Genomic DNA, 21021 nt, shown 5'->3' with positions numbered 1-21021 from the left:
TTAATCAGCGTGGGATAAAAGTCGGCTTAAGCGGCAGCCTTGCTGACCACTACTAAATAATCGCCACAAGAATTTGATCAATTCTTGCGGCGATTATTTTTAGGCTTTTTGGCGCGGATGATTTTAGTGAGTTAGACCGTTAATAAGTGATCAATAAAGCTGAGGACGCCTTGTTCCTGATTAGTGGTCGTCTGCTGATCAGCCACCGCTGCCACTGCAGGTTGGGCATTTTGCATGGCGACGCCTAGGCCAACTTCACGCAACATTTCTAAATCATTTCCACCATCACCAAAGGCGACCATGGTACTTAAATCAAGGTTTAAGTGTTGGCCTAGTTCTTTAAGTCCGGCGGCTTTATTGAGACCGGGTTGGATTAAGTCAATATCGCCATGACCACTACTGGTTGGTTCAGCGAGTCCGGCTAACATTGGTCGTAATAAGGCGACGATGGCAGTGGTTTTTTCAGGTGGACAGCTTAAGGCAATCTTTAGCACCTGATCATCAATCATCGTAAAATCGTCAACGACAGCTAAGTGATGATAGTATTGCCGCATACCATCAACATATTGGGGATCATAGCTACTGAGGGCATAGGCACTTTTGACGCCGCAAACCAAAATATGCAAATCCTGAATTTTAGTCAGCTGAGCTAATATTTTAGTGACGGTCGCGGGTTCAAAGGCGTGAATGGCATACGTCTGGTTGGCATCACGAATGTAGGCCCCATTTTCGGCTAAGTAAATAATGTCTGGATAAGCCTCAAAAAATGACCGGAGTTGAAAATACTGATTGCCACTAGCGACAACGAACTGGATCTGTTGTTGCTGTAACTGTTGATAAAGTTGGGCAAACTTGGCTTCGTCATAGGTCATATCCGCGCGTAAAAAAGTGCCATCCATATCCGTTGCGATTAAGTTATACATATAAAAAGCTCCTTTATTTGTTTGATAAGGGTAGCTTAGCACGTTTTAACGACTTAAAAGGGACATTTTCAGCGGCAGTTAGCGTCAATTTGATGATATTTCGTGAAAGTTTGTCGATAGGCAGTCGGCGTGCAGCCTTTCCAACTCTGAAAATTACGATTGAGGGTTTTACGATTACTAAAGCCACAGCTAGCGGCAATGTAATCAATCTTACGGTCGGTTTCTAAGAGCAAGCGGCGAGCGTTCATGAGCCGAATGAGGCGTAAATAGCGGTTCACCGAAAGTTGTAGATTGGTATTGAACTGCTGATTCAAAGTAGTTAGCGAAACGTGATAAGTCGCTGCTAAGGTGGCCCCTGTAATGGGTTGGGCGTAGTCATGGTTAATCTGCGCCATCACTTGATCGACCAAATTTAAGTTGGGATTAACCGTATTGGGACTAGTAGGCCGGTTAAAGGTAGTGGCTAAGGCATGTAACAAGTCATAAAAGTGACTTAAAATAGTGAGCCGGGATAAGTCCGTCAGGCCCGTTGTAAGGGTGTCATGAATGGTTATCAAGTCTTGCCGAATCGCCGCATAAGCGGCTGGATGTTCCTTTTCAGCCGGCGGACCATTTAAGACCAGTTGCCAATTTTCGCTAGCAGGTAATTGTGTCTGCAAAAAGTCATCATCAATAATTAAGCCAAATTCACGCCAATCAGCGTTGGCAATGCCCGTCGTACTATGGACGGCCCGGCGATTGATGACCCATAAATCCCCGGGGTGATAGTCGGTAGTTTGCCCATCAGTGACGACTTTTAGCGTGGTGCCCGTGGCCAGATAATTCAGCTCGATGCCTTGATGCCAATGCGGAGCGACATTAATCGATGTTGAGGGATCATGTTCATAATACTTAAAGGGCAACCTTGGGATGGGTTGCACCGTTTCATGACGAATTTTCAATAGGAAAGACCTCATCTTTTAGTTAGTCGTGTGCCGAAATACGGCTTTTCAGGATTTCTTTATGCAGGCCAACGGCAATCAGTAACAGACTGACTACCAAGATCATCGCTAAGGTTGGTAGCAGTAAAGTGAACATGATTAAGAGACTGGCGATGCCTAATGCCCAGCTGTTTTTAACTTGTTCTGGTTGGTGGTCATAATTAATCATCACGATTAAGAGCCATAATGCCGCAACAATTGAGGCAACAAAACCAGCACGCATGATATCAAGGTGTGACGTTGCCAATTGATCGAGGAAGAAGGCTTGCAGTGTTAAGACTAAGATAAAGGCCGCATGGAAGCCCCGAAAAACTGAAAGTTGCCAATAGGCGGTGCCGCTCACTTGTAAGTCGTCCATGAGGGAATAATACACGTACCACATGCCGACAACCCCTAGCATCAGGCTTAAGAATAGTAAATAATGATAGCTAGTTTGATGTTCACTAATCTTTTCAATTAATCCGGCCAGTGATTCGCCGAGAATAATCATTGTAAATAAGCCATAACGTTCAAGGAGGGCGCTCGATAAAGCGAATGGAATTTTGCGTTGCTTGAATTCTTGGTTAAAACGCCCTTGCTCAAGCAGTAATATTTCTAAAAATAATCCCAGTGCCACGATTAGTAGGGTTAATTGCCAAGTCGGTTGGGTGATAAAAAACACGGCAATTAATAATAGCTCGCCTAGACTATAGGCCGTCACATAGGGCATGACCGTTAACTTATGCGCCGGATCAAAGCGAATGGTGGACCCCCATAAGTAGAGCCACAGCGCTTGGTTGACAAAATACGCTAAAGCGAACAATTTGAAATCATGTTCAAAGAAGTTCGGAATAAAGAGGGCCACAAAACTAATGGTGATGATTTGTAGAATCGCAAAGACGACCATTCGTAAATTTTGGCGGCCATGTAAATCAAAAAACAAGACGGAATTATTCCAACTATTAAAAATGAAGAGAAAGACAAGCGTAAAGCTAGCAAAGCCTGACAGTGAGAAGTTCGCTGCTAATTCAGTGACAAGACTATGAATAATCACAACAAATACTAAATCTGAAAACAATTCGACCCAAGAAATCTTACGTTCTTGCATCCGTTGGGTAATGGCTCGGGGCGTGCCCCACAAGTTGAAGTTCATCGTAAACCTACTTTCTAGATGGTTAATTTAGTTTAATAATACCGCAATCGGTAATATTTAGATAAAAAATGCAGTTTTAAGGCTTGCCTTAGAGTCGGTTATAAGCGATATAGTGAAGCCAAGATTCAAACATGGAGGTTTTTAACAATGACAAAAATTTTAATTATTGGGGCTTATGGTAAAACGGCGCAACTCGCCATTAAACGACTATTGGCTGAAACGGATCATGAGTTAGTCTTATTTTTAAGAAATGCTGCCCGGCTTAATCAATATCAAGACAATCCACGTGTAACGTTAATTGATGGTGATGTTTTAGATACCGCCGCGTTAGAAAATGCCATGATTGGGGTTGATTTGGTGTATTCTAATGTTGGGGGCCGTAATCTGGCTGATCAAACGGCTAGTATCATAGCTGCGATGACTGCGACTAAGCAACAGCGGTTAATTTTTATTAACTCGTTGGGTGTCTATCATGAAGTTCCCGGTGCTTTTGGTGCTTGGAACGAAACGATGATTGCAGACTTTTTACCCGGCTTTCGTAAAGCTGCAGCGTTAATCGAAGCCTCATCATTGGCTTATACGATGTTACGGCCCGCTTGGTTAAGCGATAAGCCAGCGATTGATTATGAATTAACCGCCAAAGGGACTGCCTTTAAAGGCACTGAAGTCTCACGAGCTAGTGTCGCTGACTTTATCTTACAATTGATTGCGACCCCTAACACTTATTTACGGGCAAGTGTTGGTTTGAACCAGCCGAATACGGATGGTGACCAACCTGCTTGGTTTAATTAATTGAAATAGAGGAGTGCTAAATTATGTTGAAAACGGATGTTTTTGCTCACGTGTTAACCCCGAAGTTTTATCAAGCTTTTTTAGCTGAATCGGTCGATTTAACGGCCTATCCCTTTTTAAAGAATCCAGCGTTAACGGATTTGGCTGTGCATCAAGCCGGGGTACGCGCGGATGTGCGCCAAGTTATTTCAATGGCAAATTTAAATCCGGAAGACTTTTTTGACCCAGAACGGGCTGCGGAACTATGCCAATTAGGCAATCGTGAGCTCAGCGCAATGGTGGCTGAATACCCCGCAACGTATCGTGGTGCGGTGGGCATGTTGCCAATGAATAACATTGCGGCGGCAGTGGCAATGTTGACGGCGCAAATCCAGGCTGATCCGCATTTGTTGGGCGTGCAATTGTTCACGACGGCTTTAGGCAAACCATTAACCGACCCCGCATACCGGCCAATTTTTGAAAAATTAGCGGCCTTAAAGTTACCAATTTGGCTACATCCTGTTTTTGATATGACGAAGCCAGCGAATAATATCACGTTTAGTTGGGAATACGAACTGACGCAGACGATGTATGCCATGGTTACGCAGGGCTTTTTCCAAATGTATCCGCAGCTTAAAGTCATTGTGCACCATGCGGGCGCAATGGTGCCTTACTTTGCTGGGCGAATTGATCATATTTTACCAGCGGCACAAGCGGCTGATTTCAAAAAGTTTTATGTCGATACCGCTTTACTTGGCAATTCGGCGGCCTTACAGTTAACGGTGGCTTATTATGGGATTGAGCATGTCATGTTCGGCACGGATGCGCCTTTTGGCAGTGCGCCCAATGGTGCGACTGACGAAATCGTGACTGCGATTGCTGACTTGCACTTAACCGCGGCAGCGCAAACTAAATTGTATCAAACTAATTTTGAAACACTTATTAACTAAAGTTTAGCCAAAAATGAACGACCGTGGTGGTGTTAAAGCAACCGGGTCGTTCATTTTCTTGTTCAGTCAACAGCGGATAAATTGCTAGCATTTCAGCATTGTTCATGCGTATAATTAAGTTAAATTAGCTTAACTGAGGAGGGCCAGTAATGAGTTATACGATTCAGCAAGTGAGTCAATTAACCGGTGTATCGGCTTATAGTATCCGTTATTATGATAGTCGTGAGTTGATTCCCGGGATTCAGCGTGATGAAAATAACGTGCGGCAATTTGATGAGGAAAGTGTAGACGTTGTCCGCTTGATTACTTGTTTTCGCAAGACCGGGATGCCGCTGAAAGCTATTAAGCATTATATTGACCTCATTCCTGGTGGCGATGCGACGTTACAAGAACGTTTTGAAATTATGGCACAGCATAAAGCTGATATTTTAGACGAGGCGACCGTGTTAAACAATAATTTAAAAATTGTTCAGCGCAAACTGAATGCTTATCAAACTAATTTAGCCGCCTTGACGGTTAAAGCGGACTAGTTTGTGAACAATAGTAGGCAAGTGGAACGCGTTCGGTGTTCTTAAAGCCTAAAAAAATAATTGTTGCCAGAATTCACAAAAATTCTGACAACAATTATTTTTTTAGTTATTAAGGTAGTAATGCGAATAATCCAGCGCCTAATAAGCCACCAACTAGGGGACCAACGATTGGCACCCAGCTATAGGCCCAATCAGAAGTTCCTTTGTTGGCGATTGGTAGGATGGCATGTGCCAGTCGGGGTCCTAAGTCTCGCGCTGGGTTGATTGCATAACCGGTCGTTCCACCTAGAGAAAGCCCAATTGCGGTGATTAGCAACCCGACTACCATTGGATTCAGCCCCGCAGTGAACTGGCCTTTGGTAAAGGCTAATAGGCCGAAGACGAGGACAAAAGTGCCAATGACTTCACTGACAAAGTTCCAGAAATAGTTTCGGATGCCGGGACCAGTGGCGAAGATGCCTAAGACGGCAACGGCATCATCCGTTGCTTGCCAATGCGGATAATAGTGGAGCCAGACGACAATTCCCCCTAACAGGCCGCCGGCAATTTGGGCCACCATGTAAGGTAAGACAAATTGCCAAGGAAATAAGCCGACAACCGCCATGCCTAATGTCACGGCAGGGTTCAGATGAGCGGGGCTGAGAAAGCTTGAACAGTAGACCCCAATTGTGACGGCAAGTCCCCACCCGAGGGTAATCGCAATCCAGCCAGCGCCTTGGGCCTTCGACTTGTTCAGTGAAACGCCAGCTACCACGCCGTCACCCAGTAAAATCAAGATAAAGGTACCCAGAAATTCACCTAGTAATTGGAAAATAAGTGGATCTTTCATGATTAATCACCTCAGCCTAACGATGTTTTAAAGCAGTTAGGTCCGATTCGGCAATGACTTGATTAAGGTCATCACTCTGCGCCTGCTTGGTAGCTGCGTCCCAGTCTAAATAGTCGCCGAGGGTGTCAATAACGCCGGCCTTAATGTTGTCGATACTATCGCGCATGAATAGTAGATGATTCGTGCGACGGAGCAGGTAGTCCACTGGTGAGAGTGTCATTTCTTCATCTAAAGCATAGTGTAAGCTGATGGTTTCGGCTAAGCTCAGGCCGTGTGTTGGTTCGATTTTACCAATCAAACTAAAGACGCGCGCGGCGTTGGAACCATATAACTGTGCAATCCGTAGCGCTGCTGCTTCCGTTAAGCCGTTGTCGATGCCTTGTTTGGCGTAAAAGGCGAGCGTTGCTTCAACGTTATGCGGATCAATATCGCCTCCGGATACCGGCAAATTCTTTGAATTAATGGGACTGAAACGTTGATTGAACTTAGTTGCGAGTAAGCGTGTGACTAACGCCATCGCTCCCGAAGCCATTTTCCGATAATCGGTTAATTTACCGCCGGCTAGGGTGAGTAGACCATCGGGGCTGCTGGTTAAAGCGCTACCACGAGAAACCGCAGACGGATTCAACTTATTTTCAGCTAAAGCACTTTCTAAGTCGTTTAAGACTGCTTCAACATCCGCACGACTAGCTTGCTGATTTTCAAATTGATCGACCGCCGCAATGACACGGTTAAAGCTCTTATCGCTGAGCTTACCGGAGTTACCACCATTGTAGTCAGAACTGCCATTGGCGGCGATTAATGGTCGTAACCCGGCCCAACTAGCTTCAATATCAGCTAGGGTTAAGTTAGCGCTAGGGTAGCGAGCATTGATAATACCCAGTAAGTAATCAACGTCAGCTTGAGTTACCGTTGGGTGTTGGAAGTCACCCTGATAATCTGTATCAGTCGTCCCAAAGTAAGTCTTATTCTCGCGTGGAACCACGAAAATCATGCGGCCATCTTGATCGCCGGAATCAAAATAAGTGGGTTGTGGCACGGGTAACTTGGCTGAATCAACGACCAGATGAACCCCTTTAGTTGGGCGCATCTGTGGTTTGAAATCAGGTTCGGTGGCATATTCACGCACCGTATCCGACCATGGACCAGTGGTGTTAATGATGACATGCGCATGAATCGTAAATTCAGTGCCAGTCAGCATATCTTGTGCTTTAACACCGATGAGTTGGCCGTGGTCATCATGGATAAAACCAATGGCCTTAACATGACTTGCCATAATACCACCGTTTTCATGGGCTTTTTTAATATTTTCAATGACCAGTCGAGCGTCATTATTACGATAATCGAGATAAACGCCCCCGCCAACTAAGTTTTTAGGGTTTAATTGGGGCTCACGTTGTAAGACTTCCTCGGGGGACAACGTATAGTTGGTATATTTTGGATCAGTGACATCGGCTAACTTATCATACAAATCCATCGCCACTTTGGCGGAGAAAAGGTCAAACGTTGCGCCTGGTTCAGCATAGATGGGTAATAACATCGGGTCAGGGGTTGGAATATGTGGCGCAATTCCTTGGACAACTGCCCGTTCTTTGACGGTGTCAGCGACCACGCTAACATCAAAAGTTTTGAGGTAGCGGATGCCACCGTGAACTAGCTTAGTCGAACGGGATGAGGTCCCCGCCGCAAAGTCTTGCATCTCAATGAGGCCGGTATGCATCGTCATTGCGCTGGCTTGAATGGCAACCCCGGCACCGGTAATACCACCGCCAATCACTAATAAATCCAAAGTTTCATTTTGAAGTCGTTCAATATTTTGCTTGCGAGTCGTTGCTGAAAAAGCCATGATAGTTCCTCCCTTAATCCGTTTCGTGGTATGGGTCGTGTTTGAACAGTTGGGTCGCTTTGACGGCTGCTTGCCAACCGGCGTAAAGATTATCTCGTTCTGGTTTTGGCATTGCCGGTTTGAAAGTGGTGCCCGGTTGATAGGATTTTTTAAGTTCTGCTAAATCTTTCCAATAGCCGACACTGAGGCCGGCTAAGAAAGCGGCGCCGAGTGCAGTTGTTTCAAGATCAGCGGCCCGGACTAATTCAGTATCTAAAATATCAGCTTGAAATTGCATTAACCAGTCATTCCGTGAGGCGCCACCATCAACTTTTAACGTTGGAATTTGGATACCAGTGTCGGTCCGCATGGTTTCGACGACATCTCTGGTCTGGTACGCCAAAGCTTGTAACGTTGCCTTGACAAAATCTTCGCGGGTGGTGCCGCGAGTTAACCCGAAGACGGAACCGCGAGCTTCAGAGTCCCAGTAGGGTGCGCCTAGACCGGTGAAAGCAGGCACGACGTAGACTTCGTTGTTATTATGCGAAGCGCGGGCGGCTTTTTCAGAGTCAGGCGCACTGTCAACTAAGCGAATACCGTCACGTAGCCATTGGATTGCTGATCCGGCAACGAAAATCGAGCCTTCTAAGGCGTAATAAACCTTGCCGTTAATGCCATATGCAATCGTTGTCAATAAATTATTATCCGAAATTTGTGGCTGCTCACCGGTATTCATGACGATAAAAGCGCCGGTCCCATACGTGTTTTTAACGGTACCTGGTTCGAATGCGAGCTGACCAAACAAAGCCGCTTGTTGATCGCCGGCCATCCCACTAATCGGGACTTCGGAACCGAAGAAATGATAATCCTTGGTATGACCGTAAATTTCGGAGTTGGTTTTGACCGCTGGCAACATGACCTTAGGAATGTTCAATAAGTTGAGAATCTCGTCATCCCAAGTTAAGTCATGAATGTTAAAGAGCATGGTTCGACTGGCGTTTGAATAATCGGTGACGTGGGTCGCGCCGCCGGTCAACTTCCAGACAATCCAAGTATCAATGGTCCCAAATAGTAAGTCACCATTTTCGGCGCGGGTTTGGGCCCCTGCAACGTGGTCTAAAATCCAACGAATTTTAGTCGCTGAAAAATAAGCATCGGTCACTAAACCGGTATGGTTATGAATGAGTTCGCCGTAACCATCCGTAACGAGTTGTTCAGCAATTGCCGCTGTCTGGCGGGATTGCCACACAATGGCATTGTGAATCGGGAGGCCGGTTTTTTTGTCCCATACAATGGTAGTTTCCCGCTGATTGGTGATACCAATGCCACTAATCTGACTGGGTTTGATGCCAGAACTGATGAAGACGTTGGCAATGGTGGATAAAACCGCATTCCAGATTTCGTTGGCGTTGTGTTCAACCCAACCTGGTTTGGGAAAATATTGTGAAAACTCGCGTTGCGAATCGGCAACTTGATGACCGGCATGGTCAAAGATGATGGCCCGAGTGCTCGTGGTTCCTTCATCAATCGCCATAATGTAATGCTCCGTCATTTTTATTCACTTCCTGACCTTGAATTAGTATGAATCAATAAAGGCTAAAACTTAAATTGTTTACAATTAATTGGCGAACAATTATTATGAGCTAAACGTAACATAAGGCGCCTATATGCGTCAAAGAAAACGCTTCCTTAAATGATACCGCTTTTAGGTGGCGCTGACAAAATCCGTTTGATTTCAAAAAAAATACGACAAGAATTCACAAAATTCTTGTCGTACTTTTTGGAGAGCGGTTATCAAGAAGCAGAAACATGGCTGTAAACGAGTCAGCTTTTAGGCCATTAGATGCGTGGTAACTCGGGTTGCCCAAAGTAATAACCTTGCACATATTGAATGCCGAGTTCTTTAACAATCGCTAAGTCTGCTTGATTTTCAATACCTTCTAAGATAAAGTTCAGATTATTTTTTTGTGCTAAAGCGTACCAGAAACGAATCTGATCATTCATTTGCGTGGTGGAATGGTCTGTTTGGCGGAAATTCTGCATGGCAAATTTCAAGCCATCCGCATAGGGCAATAGGGGTTCAATGGTGTCATAGGCGTTGTCAGAGCCAACATCATCAATTTCGATTTTAATGTCCGCAGCTTGATAAATCCGGCTAATTTTTTTGAAAGTTGCGACCGCCGGTACTTCGGTTAATTCGACGGTAAATGAATCTGGACGGTCGGTCCCTTGATTAAAAGTGGCTAATTGTTGGGCAACTTCAGGATCAGTAAATTGTGCCAAAGTGAGGTTCAAGCTAATACAACGTTCATCGTTAAGTTGCATGGCATGTTGCATTAGCGCAATCTGGGTGGCAACCGTAATTTCAAAGGAATCTGGTAAAATCCACTTTTCAGTGCGACTATCATAAATTCGCAATAAGAGTTCATGGCGATAATCAGTGAAGTCAGGCATGGCGACAATCTTTTGCATAAAGAACGCATACAGGGCCACCAATTCTTTGGGTTGGTGCGCTTGAATTACGGTCTGACCTTCAACAGTAATCGCATCACGACCAGCATGTTTGGATTGATACAGATTTTCATCGGCCCGCCGATAAGTGTCATCAATGTTGCGGTCGGTAGCGGCTAGCTGCGTGATACCGATTGAAATGGTGATTCTAATTTTATGGTTTTCATAATCAAACTCGGTTTTTCGAATGGTATCCCAGCCTTTTTTGACTGCGGCTAAGACGTCGTCGGGAACTTGATTAGGCATGGCGAGGGTGAACTCTTCGCCCCCAGTTCGATAGAGCTGATAGTCGAGTTGTTCATCGCGTAGCACCGCATTCATGACTTTTGCGACGCGGACGAGCACGGCGTTACCTGCTAAGTGACCGTAAGTATCGTTGACTTGTTTGAAGTGGTCAATGTCAAATTGCGCCAGTGTTAATGGGGCGTGTTGCTTAGTGGCAGCTTTGAACAGGCCGACGATTTCTTGCTGATATTCAGAGTAGTTTTTGGTATTTGTGAGTAAGTCATAACTGGCCATTTTTTCAATCCGATGATTTTCAATGGTTTTTTCATGGACATCATTTTGATAATTGAAGGTAAATAATGTCATGATACCGAACATGAGCATGGCTTCAATTCGTAATGAGTTGGTGACGAGCATGCCGCCAGAAAGTCCAGGAATGGTGAACCATAATACGAGTCCAGTTGTGAGCATTAAGGTCGGGAAGTAGACCGCACTATAGTGAATCTGCGCGGCATGACGACGGACGACGATAACCATGACGATGAAAAAAAGTAGCCCGATAAAGAATTCCGGGCGATAAAAGTAATTCATATGATGCATGATAAATACCGTAAATAACCCGGCGACCCGGAGTAAATATTCACCTAAGTTAATCCCGTCGTCCAAAAGCGATAAGACGAGGACGAAGAGGCTCATATTATGAAACATCATGGCATTTGGGCCCATAATATAACCTGTGAAGTGTAACATGCCGCCGACTGCTAAGGCCATCACAGTTAACAAGACCCGATTCACACGGCGTTGACGTTCGGTAGCGTAATTCGCATGAAAGGCAATGTTCCAAATACGGGTTGAATCGGCTAAATAACCGACAATAAAAAAACAGGCCAACATTAATTGGACAATCCAAATCAGTCCAACCATTGGTCCAAACTGTGAATAGGTCATGCTAGTTTCCCTCTTTCAACCGCTCAAATAGATTCAATTGAGTTGACTTAGTCTTTATAAGTGTACAACCATCTTAAAAATTAATCATGAGAAAATAAAAAAACTTAACTTAAAACGTCATTAGCCCAATTTTAAAATTTTGCGGATTTAATGATGAGTAATGATTGTTGATTTTTATCACTTAAATCGTTAAAATGGTTACAAAATAATAAAAATGTAACTAGAAGAGGTCATAAAAATGCAAGCAGCCCAATTACAGCGTTATCAAACTCAGTTTAAGCTCCAACTCGTGTCGCAGGCGGTACCACAACCTGCTACCGATGAAGTGGTCGTACAAGTAAAAGCAGCGGCAGTTAATCCATTGGATCGCCTTATCGGTAGTGGTCAATTAAAGGTGTTGTATCCATATAAGTTACCAGTGACGTTAGGCAACGAAATCAGTGGGGTGGTGACGGCAGTCGGGTCACAGGTGACAACTTTTGCCATTGGCGACCAGGTCTATGGTCGATTGCCAATCAAAACGTTGGGCGGCTTTGCCGAGTATACGGCGGTTGCAGCCACGGCCTTAGCCCTAATTCCAGCGGGGTTAGATTTTGTCACGAGTGTGGCTATCCCACTAACTGGTTTAACTGCCTACCAAGCACTCCATGAAATTTTGCAGCTTTCGGCCGGTCAAACTGTGCTGATTCCTGGTGGTTCTGGGTCATTTGGTCAACTTGCGGTTCCCATTGCCAAACAATTGGGGTTACACGTGATTGTGACTGGTAATCAACGTGCGAAAGCGTCAATTCTGGCGTTAGGTGCCGATCAGTATTTAGATTATCGGACGACAAATTATTGGGAGACGTTAGCACCAGTTGATGCGGTTATCGATACCTTAGGCAAGTCCGCCATCACCCATGAATTAGCGGTTTTAAAACGAGGTGGTCAGTTATTATCATTAAAAGCGGGGCCCAATTATCAGTTTGCGCGGGCCCAAGGATTGCCTAAATGGCAACAAGGGTTATTGGGGTTAGCGGGGGCTAAGTTAGATTATCAAGCAGCTCGCCAGGCGGTCCATTATCGGTTTATGTTCGTTCGCAGTGCGGGGGATCAATTACAAACGCTAGCTAACTTGATTACCCAACAACAGTTGCGACCCGCCATTGATCCGCATGAATTTAGTTTAGCGGAAATTAATGAAGCCTTAACATTGGTTGGATCGGGTCATCCTAAAGGAAAAGTGGTTATTCGGTTTTAAGCGGTTGTGGTGACTGGTAACTTAAATAACAAATGTGATGATGTGTTATGGCCTGAAACCTTGCTAATTCGGTGCTAAGCTGAAGGCAACCAATCGAATTTCAAGGAGCCAACTAATGGATAATCAGCTCAAGGATCAGATTTATTATCCGGATTTGGTGTTCACCCGCGTGAATGCAAAATTAGGGACACACCTGTCACGGCAGGAAGGCAAACAGTTAGTCACAACCATTTTGACCGATACCAATAGTCAAAGTGAGCAGCGTGGGACCAACTATTATGTTATTAACTTTCGCTTTAACGTTCGGTTGACGGTTGATGCCAGCGATTTTCGCTTAATTACAATGGATCGGATATAAGTAAAAGTTATATTGCGTTAACGTTTGATTACTGTGACACAGATATAAGTGTATGTAATATTGAATTAAGGCCTAGAATAATAATTCTAGGCTTTTTTTTGTTATAAAACCCTTATTTAAACGTAAAGTTTCAGTATATTTATCATTTGGTACTTGAAGTTAGTTTGTTTGTGTTATAAATTTATGTTATAAATATAATCTAAAGTTATGACGCGTTCGTTTGAATCAGCAACAGGAGTAAAGGAGTACCAAACTTGAAATTTTTAAATCGCTTATTCGGGGTCTTCATTTTAACAATTGCTATTGGTTGGGGGTTACAGCATCGGCCAGAAATTACTGCGGCTACCGCTTACTATCAAAATCAATTAACGACGGCTTGGACGGATGCAACCAAGGACACGGCGGCCAGTCAAGCTGAAAAACAACATGCCCAACAACCTAGTCAAACACAGGTTAGCCAAAAGAGTAGTAGTAGCCAGGCCACCACGGCGCCAACGCCGACTGAGTCGATTGTTAAAGATGTGACCTTATCATCGACATACTACTATCATTTTGATACGAAATTATCTGCGGCCGGGCGCGAAGTTTTTAAGGATGCGATTGCAACCTATAATCAGACTGGCATCGTACACTTAGTTGCCGGGACTGCACCAGTCGGGCGTAACCAGATTACTTTTTCAATTTATCATAAAAAAATGCCAACCCAGCATACGAGTATCGAATTGGGCCACGGTGGCCCTGAAATTATCCAACGAGTGGATTGGCGGGGGACGAAAATCCAAAATAAGGCTAATGCCAGCTTGAATGCGGATTATTCGCAAGCTTATAGTGATGCCGTTGCCATTCATGAACTGGGCCATGCTTTAGGCTTGGATCATAGTTCGGCCATCAGTTCGGTGATGTATCCTTACAGTCAAGGGACGACGACCTTGTCAACTGCGGACGTTGCGGGCTTAAAAGCCATTTATCAACGAGGCTAACCAGCACTCAGGGCTTGAAAACTAAGCTAACTAAAAAGCGATGACGTTATTTATGCCAATTTGAGCTAAATTCGCAAGCAAAATCTGAACTATTTTGACAATCCGGACTATACTAAAGGTGTACCAAGTTAGAAAGGAAGTTGTTTTTGATGGCTACAGATGTTGAAAAAACGAGTCTTTTAGACGAATCAATGAAGGATGTATTTGATTGGAGTGACGCCACATTGCCAGTTCGTGATGCGATTTGGAATCACTTTATGGATGCGGATACTCATGATACGGATAAAACTGCTGACGAAGTAGCGCCTTATATGAACATGGATGAAGAACAGCTGAAAACAGCAGTTACCAAGCTCTTAAAGGCTTAAAAACAACTTAATTTGAACTTGAATTAAGCTAGCACTAAAAGAAAACACTTCGGATTTACGATGGTTGTCGTAAATCCGAAGTGTTTTCTTTTAGGTTAGGCGCCAAATAGGTGCATCAATAAGATGCCGCCACCCGTTGCAATGCCAATCCAAATCAAAGCGGCTAAAATTGTAAGACCGGTTTTTTTTGTGAAAAATTTGTCAGTCATGGTTAAGCCTCCGGTGATGTTGTCGTTAAATGCGTCTGGTTTAGTAGTAAGGAACTCGCAACGACTGATAAGGAACTTAGAGCCATACCTAAACCGGCAAGTTCAGGACTCAAACTCAAGCCTAAGCCGAAGAAGAGGCCGGCAGCTACGGGAATTCCTAAAGTATTGTAGATGAAAGCCCAGAATAGATTGAGCCTGATGCGATTAAAAGTTTTACGACTGATTTCGAGAGCCCGAACCACGTCTTGTAAATCATTCTTGACTAAGACAATGCCGCCAGCTTCGATGGCAATATCAGTGCCAGACCCCATCGCAATCCCAACATCGGCCGTCGTTAGTGCGGGTGCATCATTGATACCGTCACCAACGAAGGCCACTGCCCCAGTCGCTTGTAGGGCTTGCACGTGATCAGCCTTGTCACCTGGTAAAACGTCCGCAATCACATCGTCAATGCCAACTTCTTGCGCAACGGCGCGGGCCACACGTTCATTATCACCAGTTAACATCACGGTGTGTAAGCCTTGGTGTTTCAAGGCAGCGATTGCCGCTGCGGAACTTGATTTAGGTTGATCTTGAATGGCAATTAAACCAATAATTTGACCGGCCAAGCCAACTAAGACTACGGTTTTAGCTTCACTTTGTAATTGGGTCATCTGTTGATTAAGTGATGTCGTCAATTGATAGTGATCTAAAAGTTTCGTATTACCAATAAAAGCGGCCTGGTTGCCAATCTTAGCTTGGACGCCTTTACCTTGAATGGCTTGAAAATCAGTTGCGGGCTGTGGGGTCAGACCGGCCGCTTTCGCTTGGGCCAAGATGGCCGCAGCCAGCGGATGTTCAGAAGTGACTTCTAGTTGGGCGGCCACTTGTAACACTAGCGGTTGATCGCCAATGATATCGGTCACTTGGGGCTGACCCATGGTGATGGTACCAGTTTTGTCGAAAACCACGGTCTTAATGGTATTAGCAGCTTCTAAAACTTCGCCGTTTTTAATTAAAATACCCATTTTGGCACTGCGACCAGTGCCAACCATTAAAGCGGTTGGGGTGGCAATACCGAGTGCACAAGGACAGGCAATAATAATGACCGAAACAGCAAACAACATGGCGTTTACGGCACTGGCGCCCAAGAGAACGAACCAGGTGAAAAAGGTCAGAATCGCAATAATTAAAACTGTTGGGACGAAAATATCGGCGATTTTATCAACTGTTTTTTGAATTGGGGCGTGGCTCGTCTGGGCTTTTTTGACCATTTCAACAATTTGCGATAGCAACGTGTCGTTACCAACTTTACTAGCTTTAAAGCGAAAGGTTCCGGTTGTATTCATCGTGGCACCAATGACTTGGTCACCGATGCTTTTAGTGACGGGCATACTTTCACCAGTGACCATGGATTCATCAATAGTTGAGTGCCCGGTTGTGATCACGCCATCGACCGCAATCTTTTGGCCGGGTTTGACTTGGATTAAGTCACCTACAACGACAGCTGTTAGCGGAACTTTAACCAATTGTCCGGCGCGGAGGACTTCGGCGTCTTTAGCTTGTAAATCAAGCAATTTTTCAACGGCACCAGAGGCTGAATGCTTCATCTTATCTTCGAAGTATTGTCCAAGTAAAATAAATGTTATGACAAAAGCAGCGCTTTCGAAGAAAACAGCCTGATGATTAAGCATGGCATAAATGCTGTAAAGGTAAGCTGTCACCGTGCCAACTGCGACTAAGGTATCCATGTTGGCATGGTGATGTTTAAAGGCCGCCCAAGCACTTTGTAGAAAGGGCCCGCCGGCGACTAACATGACTGCGGTTGTTAGCAAGAACATGGTCCAAGCGTGTCCCGGGAGCGTGATTCCCCAGGGACTGAGGACCATCTCAATTAACATCGGTAACGACACTACTAATGAAAAGACAAATCGATTTTTGATACTCATGGTTGAATCACCACTTGTCCGTGCACCATGCGCATCCCACAGCTGAATTCAGTCGTGCCAGCGTGAGTTGTATCAATCGCAAAAGCTTGGGCCGTATTTAGCGGTAAGTCATGTTTGTCATCTGAACCAGGCAAAATTACTTGGTTCAAGCACCCAACGTCACTAATCCGTTTAAAGATCAGTGTTGCTGGGATGCCTTGTTTCAAAGTGACGGTAGCGGGTTGATACCCCCCGTCGACAGTAATGGTAATAAGCTGTTCTTTTTCAGTCATAAGTAAGCCCTCCTTATTTGATGATGACTTTGCCATGAAACATATTCATGCCGCAAGCGTAGTCGTACTCGCCGGCTTTAGAAGTATCAATCTTAACGGCGGCTGGTTGGTTCTTAGGTAGAAATTGATTAATTCCGAAATCGGGAAAGACCACTTGCTCTAGACAAGTTGAGGGATCTTTACGATTGAACTGGATTTCAGCAGGCACGCCTTGCTTGAGCACAACGGTACTAGGGGTGTAGCCCCCGTTGACTTCTACACTAACAGCCTGTTGGTGATTGGTCATGGCTGCGGTAAGTTGTGTCGTTTGATGTTTGCCGGAGAACCACCAAATGATAAAGCTAATTAAAATGACAGCCACTAAGGTGACGATGATGTTAGTCATAATTGAACACTCCTTGCGTTTACATTTGTAATCTATGAAACTAGCATACAGCGATTGTTTACACTTGTCAACGGTAAAAATCATAGCTGGGTGATTGACTAAGGTAAATCTAAATTTATTTTAAGAATTCAGCTTCAATCCTTTTCAGACGGGCGAACATATCGGTATAATAACGGTATGGGTTTATCCAGTTAAGCCGATTTAAATTTCAAGGGATAAAAGGTAAAGTTAGTTAACACAAGCGGTTATTGGGACTGGGTTGAAAAGGGAAGGATTTAAACTAAATGTTAGAGCTAAAACATATCAAGAAGTATTACCACGTGGGTGATTCGGTCACCAAAGCGTTGGATGACGTTTCAGTCGCCTTCCGTCAAAAGGAATTTGTGGCAATTCTAGGACCAAGTGGGTCCGGTAAGACCACGATGCTGAATGGCATCGGTGGGCTGGATGTTTACGATTCTGGGGATTTGATCATCAAAGGCAAGTCAACTCGGGACTTTAAGGCCAGTGATTGGGATGCTTATCGGAATAACTCGGTTGGCTTTATTTTTCAAAGCTACAATATTATTGGTCATTTAAGCATTTTAGATAATGTGGAAATGGGGATGACATTAAGCGGCGTGGGCAATGCTGAGAAAAAGGCGAAAGCCACGCAAGCTTTGGAACGGGTTGGGCTAGGGCCACACATGAACAAACGGCCAAACCAATTATCTGGTGGGCAGATGCAACGGGTCGCAATTGCGCGTGCGATTGCTAATGATCCTGAAATCTTGTTGTGTGATGAACCAACCGGGGCGTTGGATACTGAGACTAGTGTTCAGATTATGGCCTTAATCAAGGAACTTTCTGCTGAACGCTTAGTCATCATGGTGACGCATAATCCTGATTTGGCAAAAGAATATGCGAATCGGATTATTGAGTTTGCGGATGGTAAGATTCAAAATGATACTAATCCGTATCAAGAAGCTGACGCCAATGACACGTTTGATTTGAAAAAAACTAAAATGACGTATTGGACGGCGCTAAAGCTATCTTTCACCAATATCCGGACTAAAAAAGGTCGGACTGCTTTGACTGCCTTTGCGTCCAGTATTGGGATTATTGGGATTGCGGTTGTGTTAGCGTTATCCAATGGTTTCCAAAAACAAGTGAATAAGACGCAGACCAACACGTTGGCGCAAATGCCGATTACGATTTCACAAGTGGCGTCACAACAAACGGCGGCTTCTGATAAGATTAAAACTGCTAAGAAATCAACGGGTGTGACCGCTAAAGTGAGTCAAGCGGATAAATCAACGCATACGAATAAGTTAACGACCAACTATTTGACCTATATTAAGAACATTAAACCTAGTTTGAGTAAGAATATTACTTATACTTATTCAACTGGAATGAACTTATTGCGCCAAGTTGACGGAAAGACGAAGGCCGTTAGCTTCTCCAATACGGCTAGTTCAAATACCACATCAATGACCGCTGCCATGTCGAGTATGACTGGCGTTAGCACGTCAGTCTATCCGACTGATAAGCAAGGCCAAAATAGTTTCTTGAAGAAGCATTATGCTGTTGTTTCTGGTCAATATCCAACGAAGGCTAATGAAGTGGTCTTGATTGCGAATCGCGATAACACGACGAATATTAATGCGTTAAAAAACTTAGGTTATACGGCTAAAGCTGGACAGACGTTTAATTTTAAGCAGATTATTGGGACGACGATTAAGGTGGTTGCTAATGATGATTACTATCAAAAGCTACCAACTGGTAATTATCTACCCCAAACCGTTAATAATGCGTTATATAATAAGTCAGCCAACCAAACGATTAAAGTGGTCGGCGTTTTACGGGCCAAGACCAAGGATTCTGATAATGTCTTAGCATCTGGGATTGCTTACAGTGACAAATTAACGCAAAGTATCATTAAAACTAATGAAAACTCGGCCATTGTCAAAGCACAAAAACAAAGTGATACCAATGTCATGACTGGGACGAAGATTGATTCAGATGCTAAAAAGACATTAGTTAGTACTTTGGGCGGTTCGAAAACACCAGCCAGTATCTTAATCTATCCCAATAACTTCAAGAATAAGGACAAGTTACTCAGTTATTTGGATAAATACAATAAGGGCAAATCTAAGGCTGATAAAGTTGTTTATACGGATTTAGCTGGGACCGTTTCGAGCTTAACCGGTGGTTTGATGGATGCGATTACGTATGTCTTAGTTGCATTTGCCGGCATCTCGTTAGTCACTAGTATGATCATGATTGCGATTATTACGTATACGTCAGTGCTTGAACGGACGAAGGAAATCGGGATTTTGAAGGCCCTGGGGGCGCGGAAGAAAGATATTACACGCGTCTTCGATGCTGAAACGACCATTCTAGGGGTGGCTTCCGGCGTGCTTGGTGTGGTCATTGCTTGGGGCTTAACCTTCCCAGCGAATGCCATCTTAAGCAATATCACGGGACTAAATAACGTGGCTCATTTGAATCCGGTCCATGGGATTGTCTTGATTATCATTAGTACCGTTTTAACGGTCTTAGGTGGTCACATTCCAGCCCGGATGGCGGCTAAAAAAGACGCTGCGACGGCATTACGTTCCGAATAATACAATTTTTAGTGACCGATGTTAAATAGTTGTTGTAAGAATTTTATGAATTCTTGCGGCAACTATTTTTTGTTGTTATTAGCATTGATTAACCCGATTTATGGTTGCCTGGTTAAAATGATTGGTTTACAATTAAATTGGTCGAAAGTTTAATGGTTCAACCAATTAACAGTAAGTTTTAACCCTTAATTATTAAGTGTTAACCAGCCAATTTATAGCGTAAACTATAACCAAAAGCGAAAAAAGAGGTTAGCGTTTATGAATAAAATAGCGGGTAGTTTAGTGATGACGAGTGCGTTATTATTAATGACAACCATGCCCATGATGGCCCAAGCTGCAACCAATACGCAAGGGACCACGGCCGTGACGACAACTTTTACTAAAGGGACCAGTCCCGTATCACCAGTTGAACCGACTAATCCAAATCAACCTACGACTGCGGGTGATACTAGTAATGGGGCGACTGGTGGTGCCGAGTTGGCGCTGATTTATGTGACGAATAGTTTAGGGTTTGGTAGTCATGCGATTGATGTTTTGAACAATCAAACGTATCAAGTGGATACCACTAGTAGTGCCAGTGCTTTATGGGACAGTAAAGCCGTGGTTGAAGTGGCGGATGTTCGTGGGACAGGTGCTGGCTGGAATTTAACCGTTACCGGTGAGAATCTGACGAGTACCACGGGTGCGATTGTTAAGGGCGCTTCAGTGACCTTGCCAACCGGCGCAGTGACTAACAGTGGTAATAAGGTAAATGGTGCTGTTTCGGTTGGAAGCGAGGTCGCCTTAGCCAAAGCTGGGAGTGCCAGTCAAATCTTAACGGCAGCTAAAGATAATGGGACTGGGGTGACGGTGGATCAATTGAGCCCCGCTGGGTTAACCCTAAATGTCCCAGCCAATACGGTGCAAGCACAGACCTATGCAACGACTTTGAACTGGAACTTAAGTGACACTCCGGTCAGCTAAAGCCAAAATAGGCCGGTTATAATGAGGGATTAGGACAATCAATTAATAAGAATTCAATGAATTGATTGTCGCGACTAGCTGAAAATTA

At 44.3% G+C, this 21021-nt stretch carries 19 protein-coding genes; 9 read left to right on the top strand and 10 right to left on the bottom strand.

Annotation, left to right across the window (positions count from 1 at the left end; translation table 11 throughout):
* Nucleotides 1-131: 131 nt before the first annotated feature.
* The 3 genes from C5Z26_RS06525 to C5Z26_RS06515 form a co-directional block, all read right to left on the bottom strand.
* Complete coding sequence (locus C5Z26_RS06525) at nucleotides 132-923, bottom strand: Cof-type HAD-IIB family hydrolase (protein WP_105449170.1); 792 nt, start codon at nucleotides 921-923, stop codon at nucleotides 132-134.
* A gap of 68 nt (nucleotides 924-991) precedes the next feature.
* Nucleotides 992-1864, bottom strand: a complete 873-nt coding sequence (locus C5Z26_RS06520; protein ID WP_105449169.1) for a helix-turn-helix domain-containing protein — start codon at nucleotides 1862-1864, stop codon at nucleotides 992-994.
* Nucleotides 1865-1886: 22 nt separating this feature from the next.
* Nucleotides 1887-3035 carry a low temperature requirement protein A gene (locus C5Z26_RS06515; RefSeq protein WP_105449168.1) on the bottom strand — a complete coding sequence of 383 codons (1149 nt, stop codon included), beginning with the start codon at nucleotides 3033-3035 and terminating at the stop codon, nucleotides 1887-1889.
* Between the two features lie 147 nt (nucleotides 3036-3182).
* Between C5Z26_RS06515 and C5Z26_RS06510 the strand changes: the two genes are divergently transcribed.
* From C5Z26_RS06510 to C5Z26_RS06500, 3 genes are all read left to right on the top strand, one after another.
* Nucleotides 3183-3827, top strand: coding sequence for an SDR family oxidoreductase (locus C5Z26_RS06510; RefSeq protein WP_105449167.1), 645 nt, complete (start codon nucleotides 3183-3185; stop codon nucleotides 3825-3827).
* A 23-nt stretch (nucleotides 3828-3850) separates the two neighbouring features.
* Nucleotides 3851-4756, top strand: a complete 906-nt coding sequence (locus tag C5Z26_RS06505) for an amidohydrolase family protein (protein ID WP_105449166.1) — start codon at nucleotides 3851-3853, stop codon at nucleotides 4754-4756.
* A 149-nt stretch (nucleotides 4757-4905) separates the two neighbouring features.
* Nucleotides 4906-5286 (top strand): MerR family transcriptional regulator, encoded by a 381-nt coding sequence (locus C5Z26_RS06500; protein ID WP_105449165.1) that lies wholly within the window; start codon nucleotides 4906-4908, stop codon nucleotides 5284-5286.
* 109 nt (nucleotides 5287-5395) lie between these two features.
* On the opposite strand, the gene C5Z26_RS06495 is transcribed toward C5Z26_RS06500, so the two are convergent.
* The 4 genes from C5Z26_RS06495 to C5Z26_RS06480 all read right to left on the bottom strand — a co-directional run bounded on the left by C5Z26_RS06495 (nucleotide 5396) and on the right by C5Z26_RS06480 (nucleotide 11624).
* Nucleotides 5396-6115, bottom strand: a complete 720-nt coding sequence (locus tag C5Z26_RS06495) for an MIP/aquaporin family protein (RefSeq protein WP_199774956.1) — start codon at nucleotides 6113-6115, stop codon at nucleotides 5396-5398.
* Nucleotides 6116-6131: 16 nt separating this feature from the next.
* A complete protein-coding gene (glpO, locus tag C5Z26_RS06490; protein WP_105449163.1) occupies nucleotides 6132-7961 on the bottom strand; it encodes a type 1 glycerol-3-phosphate oxidase in 1830 nt (609 codons plus the stop codon).
* Nucleotides 7962-7974: 13 nt separating this feature from the next.
* Nucleotides 7975-9492, bottom strand: coding sequence for a glycerol kinase GlpK (glpK, locus tag C5Z26_RS06485; RefSeq protein ID WP_105449162.1), 1518 nt, complete (start codon nucleotides 9490-9492; stop codon nucleotides 7975-7977).
* Nucleotides 9493-9779: 287 nt separating this feature from the next.
* Nucleotides 9780-11624, bottom strand: a complete 1845-nt coding sequence (locus C5Z26_RS06480) for a sensor domain-containing diguanylate cyclase (protein ID WP_105449161.1) — start codon at nucleotides 11622-11624, stop codon at nucleotides 9780-9782.
* Between the two features lie 238 nt (nucleotides 11625-11862).
* On the opposite strand from C5Z26_RS06480, the gene C5Z26_RS06475 reads away from it, so the two are divergent.
* The 4 genes from C5Z26_RS06475 (at nucleotide 11863) to C5Z26_RS06460 (ending at nucleotide 14570) form a co-directional block, all read left to right on the top strand.
* Nucleotides 11863-12864 carry an NADP-dependent oxidoreductase gene (locus tag C5Z26_RS06475; RefSeq protein ID WP_105449160.1) on the top strand — a complete coding sequence of 334 codons (1002 nt, stop codon included), beginning with the start codon at nucleotides 11863-11865 and terminating at the stop codon, nucleotides 12862-12864.
* Nucleotides 12865-12979: 115 nt separating this feature from the next.
* Nucleotides 12980-13222, top strand: a complete 243-nt coding sequence (locus tag C5Z26_RS06470) for a DUF3781 domain-containing protein (protein ID WP_105449159.1) — start codon at nucleotides 12980-12982, stop codon at nucleotides 13220-13222.
* 254 nt (nucleotides 13223-13476) lie between these two features.
* Complete coding sequence (locus C5Z26_RS06465) at nucleotides 13477-14202, top strand: matrixin family metalloprotease (RefSeq protein ID WP_234005644.1); 726 nt, start codon at nucleotides 13477-13479, stop codon at nucleotides 14200-14202.
* A gap of 149 nt (nucleotides 14203-14351) precedes the next feature.
* On the top strand, nucleotides 14352-14570 hold the full coding sequence (locus C5Z26_RS06460; protein WP_105449158.1) for a P8 family protein: 219 nt from the start codon (nucleotides 14352-14354) through the stop codon (nucleotides 14568-14570).
* 211 nt (nucleotides 14571-14781) lie between these two features.
* Here C5Z26_RS06460 and C5Z26_RS06455 read toward each other — a convergent pair whose 3' ends face one another.
* The 3 genes from C5Z26_RS06455 to C5Z26_RS06445 are packed head-to-tail and all read right to left on the bottom strand — an operon-like array spanning nucleotide 14782 to nucleotide 17364.
* Nucleotides 14782-16707 (bottom strand): copper-translocating P-type ATPase, encoded by a 1926-nt coding sequence (locus C5Z26_RS06455; RefSeq protein ID WP_105449157.1) that lies wholly within the window; start codon nucleotides 16705-16707, stop codon nucleotides 14782-14784.
* Entirely contained in the window at nucleotides 16704-16979 is a 276-nt protein-coding gene (locus tag C5Z26_RS06450) for a cupredoxin domain-containing protein (protein WP_234005643.1), read from the bottom strand. Before C5Z26_RS06450 ends, C5Z26_RS06455 begins: the two co-directional genes overlap by 4 nt.
* Nucleotides 16980-16992: 13 nt before the next feature.
* On the bottom strand, nucleotides 16993-17364 hold the full coding sequence (locus tag C5Z26_RS06445) for a cupredoxin domain-containing protein (protein WP_105449155.1): 372 nt from the start codon (nucleotides 17362-17364) through the stop codon (nucleotides 16993-16995).
* A gap of 284 nt (nucleotides 17365-17648) precedes the next feature.
* Between C5Z26_RS06445 and C5Z26_RS06440 the strand changes: the two genes are divergently transcribed.
* Both C5Z26_RS06440 and C5Z26_RS06435 read left to right on the top strand, forming a co-directional pair.
* Nucleotides 17649-19970 carry an ABC transporter ATP-binding protein/permease gene (locus tag C5Z26_RS06440; RefSeq protein WP_105449154.1) on the top strand — a complete coding sequence of 774 codons (2322 nt, stop codon included), beginning with the start codon at nucleotides 17649-17651 and terminating at the stop codon, nucleotides 19968-19970.
* Between the two features lie 258 nt (nucleotides 19971-20228).
* Complete coding sequence (locus C5Z26_RS06435) at nucleotides 20229-20933, top strand: WxL domain-containing protein (protein ID WP_105449153.1); 705 nt, start codon at nucleotides 20229-20231, stop codon at nucleotides 20931-20933.
* The last annotated feature ends 88 nt before the right edge of the window (nucleotides 20934-21021 follow it).

It is taken from the genome of Lactobacillus sp. CBA3606 (assembly GCF_002970935.1).
Classification (GTDB): domain Bacteria; phylum Bacillota; class Bacilli; order Lactobacillales; family Lactobacillaceae; genus Lactiplantibacillus.
This window is presented reverse-complemented; position numbering and strand designations above follow the sequence as displayed.

What these genes read in the sequence shown, in the direction of transcription:
- C5Z26_RS06525 (WP_105449170.1), bottom strand. Translation starts at nt 923, where the DNA reads ATGTATAACTTAATCGCAACGGATATGGATGGCACTTTTTTACGCGCG.
- C5Z26_RS06515 (WP_105449168.1), bottom strand. Translation starts at nt 3,035, where the DNA reads ATGAACTTCAACTTGTGGGGCACGCCCCGAGCCATTACCCAACGGATG.
- C5Z26_RS06510 (WP_105449167.1), top strand. Translation starts at nt 3,183, where the DNA reads ATGACAAAAATTTTAATTATTGGGGCTTATGGTAAAACGGCGCAACTC.
- C5Z26_RS06505 (WP_105449166.1), top strand. Translation starts at nt 3,851, where the DNA reads ATGTTGAAAACGGATGTTTTTGCTCACGTGTTAACCCCGAAGTTTTAT.
- C5Z26_RS06500 (WP_105449165.1), top strand. Translation starts at nt 4,906, where the DNA reads ATGAGTTATACGATTCAGCAAGTGAGTCAATTAACCGGTGTATCGGCT.
- C5Z26_RS06495 (WP_199774956.1), bottom strand. Translation starts at nt 6,115, where the DNA reads ATGAAAGATCCACTTATTTTCCAATTACTAGGTGAATTTCTGGGTACC.
- glpO (WP_105449163.1), bottom strand. Translation starts at nt 7,961, where the DNA reads ATGGCTTTTTCAGCAACGACTCGCAAGCAAAATATTGAACGACTTCAA.
- glpK (WP_105449162.1), bottom strand. Translation starts at nt 9,492, where the DNA reads ATGACGGAGCATTACATTATGGCGATTGATGAAGGAACCACGAGCACT.
- C5Z26_RS06480 (WP_105449161.1), bottom strand. Translation starts at nt 11,624, where the DNA reads ATGACCTATTCACAGTTTGGACCAATGGTTGGACTGATTTGGATTGTC.
- C5Z26_RS06475 (WP_105449160.1), top strand. Translation starts at nt 11,863, where the DNA reads ATGCAAGCAGCCCAATTACAGCGTTATCAAACTCAGTTTAAGCTCCAA.
- C5Z26_RS06470 (WP_105449159.1), top strand. Translation starts at nt 12,980, where the DNA reads ATGGATAATCAGCTCAAGGATCAGATTTATTATCCGGATTTGGTGTTC.
- C5Z26_RS06460 (WP_105449158.1), top strand. Translation starts at nt 14,352, where the DNA reads ATGGCTACAGATGTTGAAAAAACGAGTCTTTTAGACGAATCAATGAAG.
- C5Z26_RS06455 (WP_105449157.1), bottom strand. Translation starts at nt 16,707, where the DNA reads ATGAGTATCAAAAATCGATTTGTCTTTTCATTAGTAGTGTCGTTACCG.
- C5Z26_RS06450 (WP_234005643.1), bottom strand. Translation starts at nt 16,979, where the DNA reads ATGACTGAAAAAGAACAGCTTATTACCATTACTGTCGACGGGGGGTAT.
- C5Z26_RS06445 (WP_105449155.1), bottom strand. Translation starts at nt 17,364, where the DNA reads ATGACTAACATCATCGTCACCTTAGTGGCTGTCATTTTAATTAGCTTT.
- C5Z26_RS06440 (WP_105449154.1), top strand. Translation starts at nt 17,649, where the DNA reads ATGTTAGAGCTAAAACATATCAAGAAGTATTACCACGTGGGTGATTCG.
- C5Z26_RS06435 (WP_105449153.1), top strand. Translation starts at nt 20,229, where the DNA reads ATGAATAAAATAGCGGGTAGTTTAGTGATGACGAGTGCGTTATTATTA.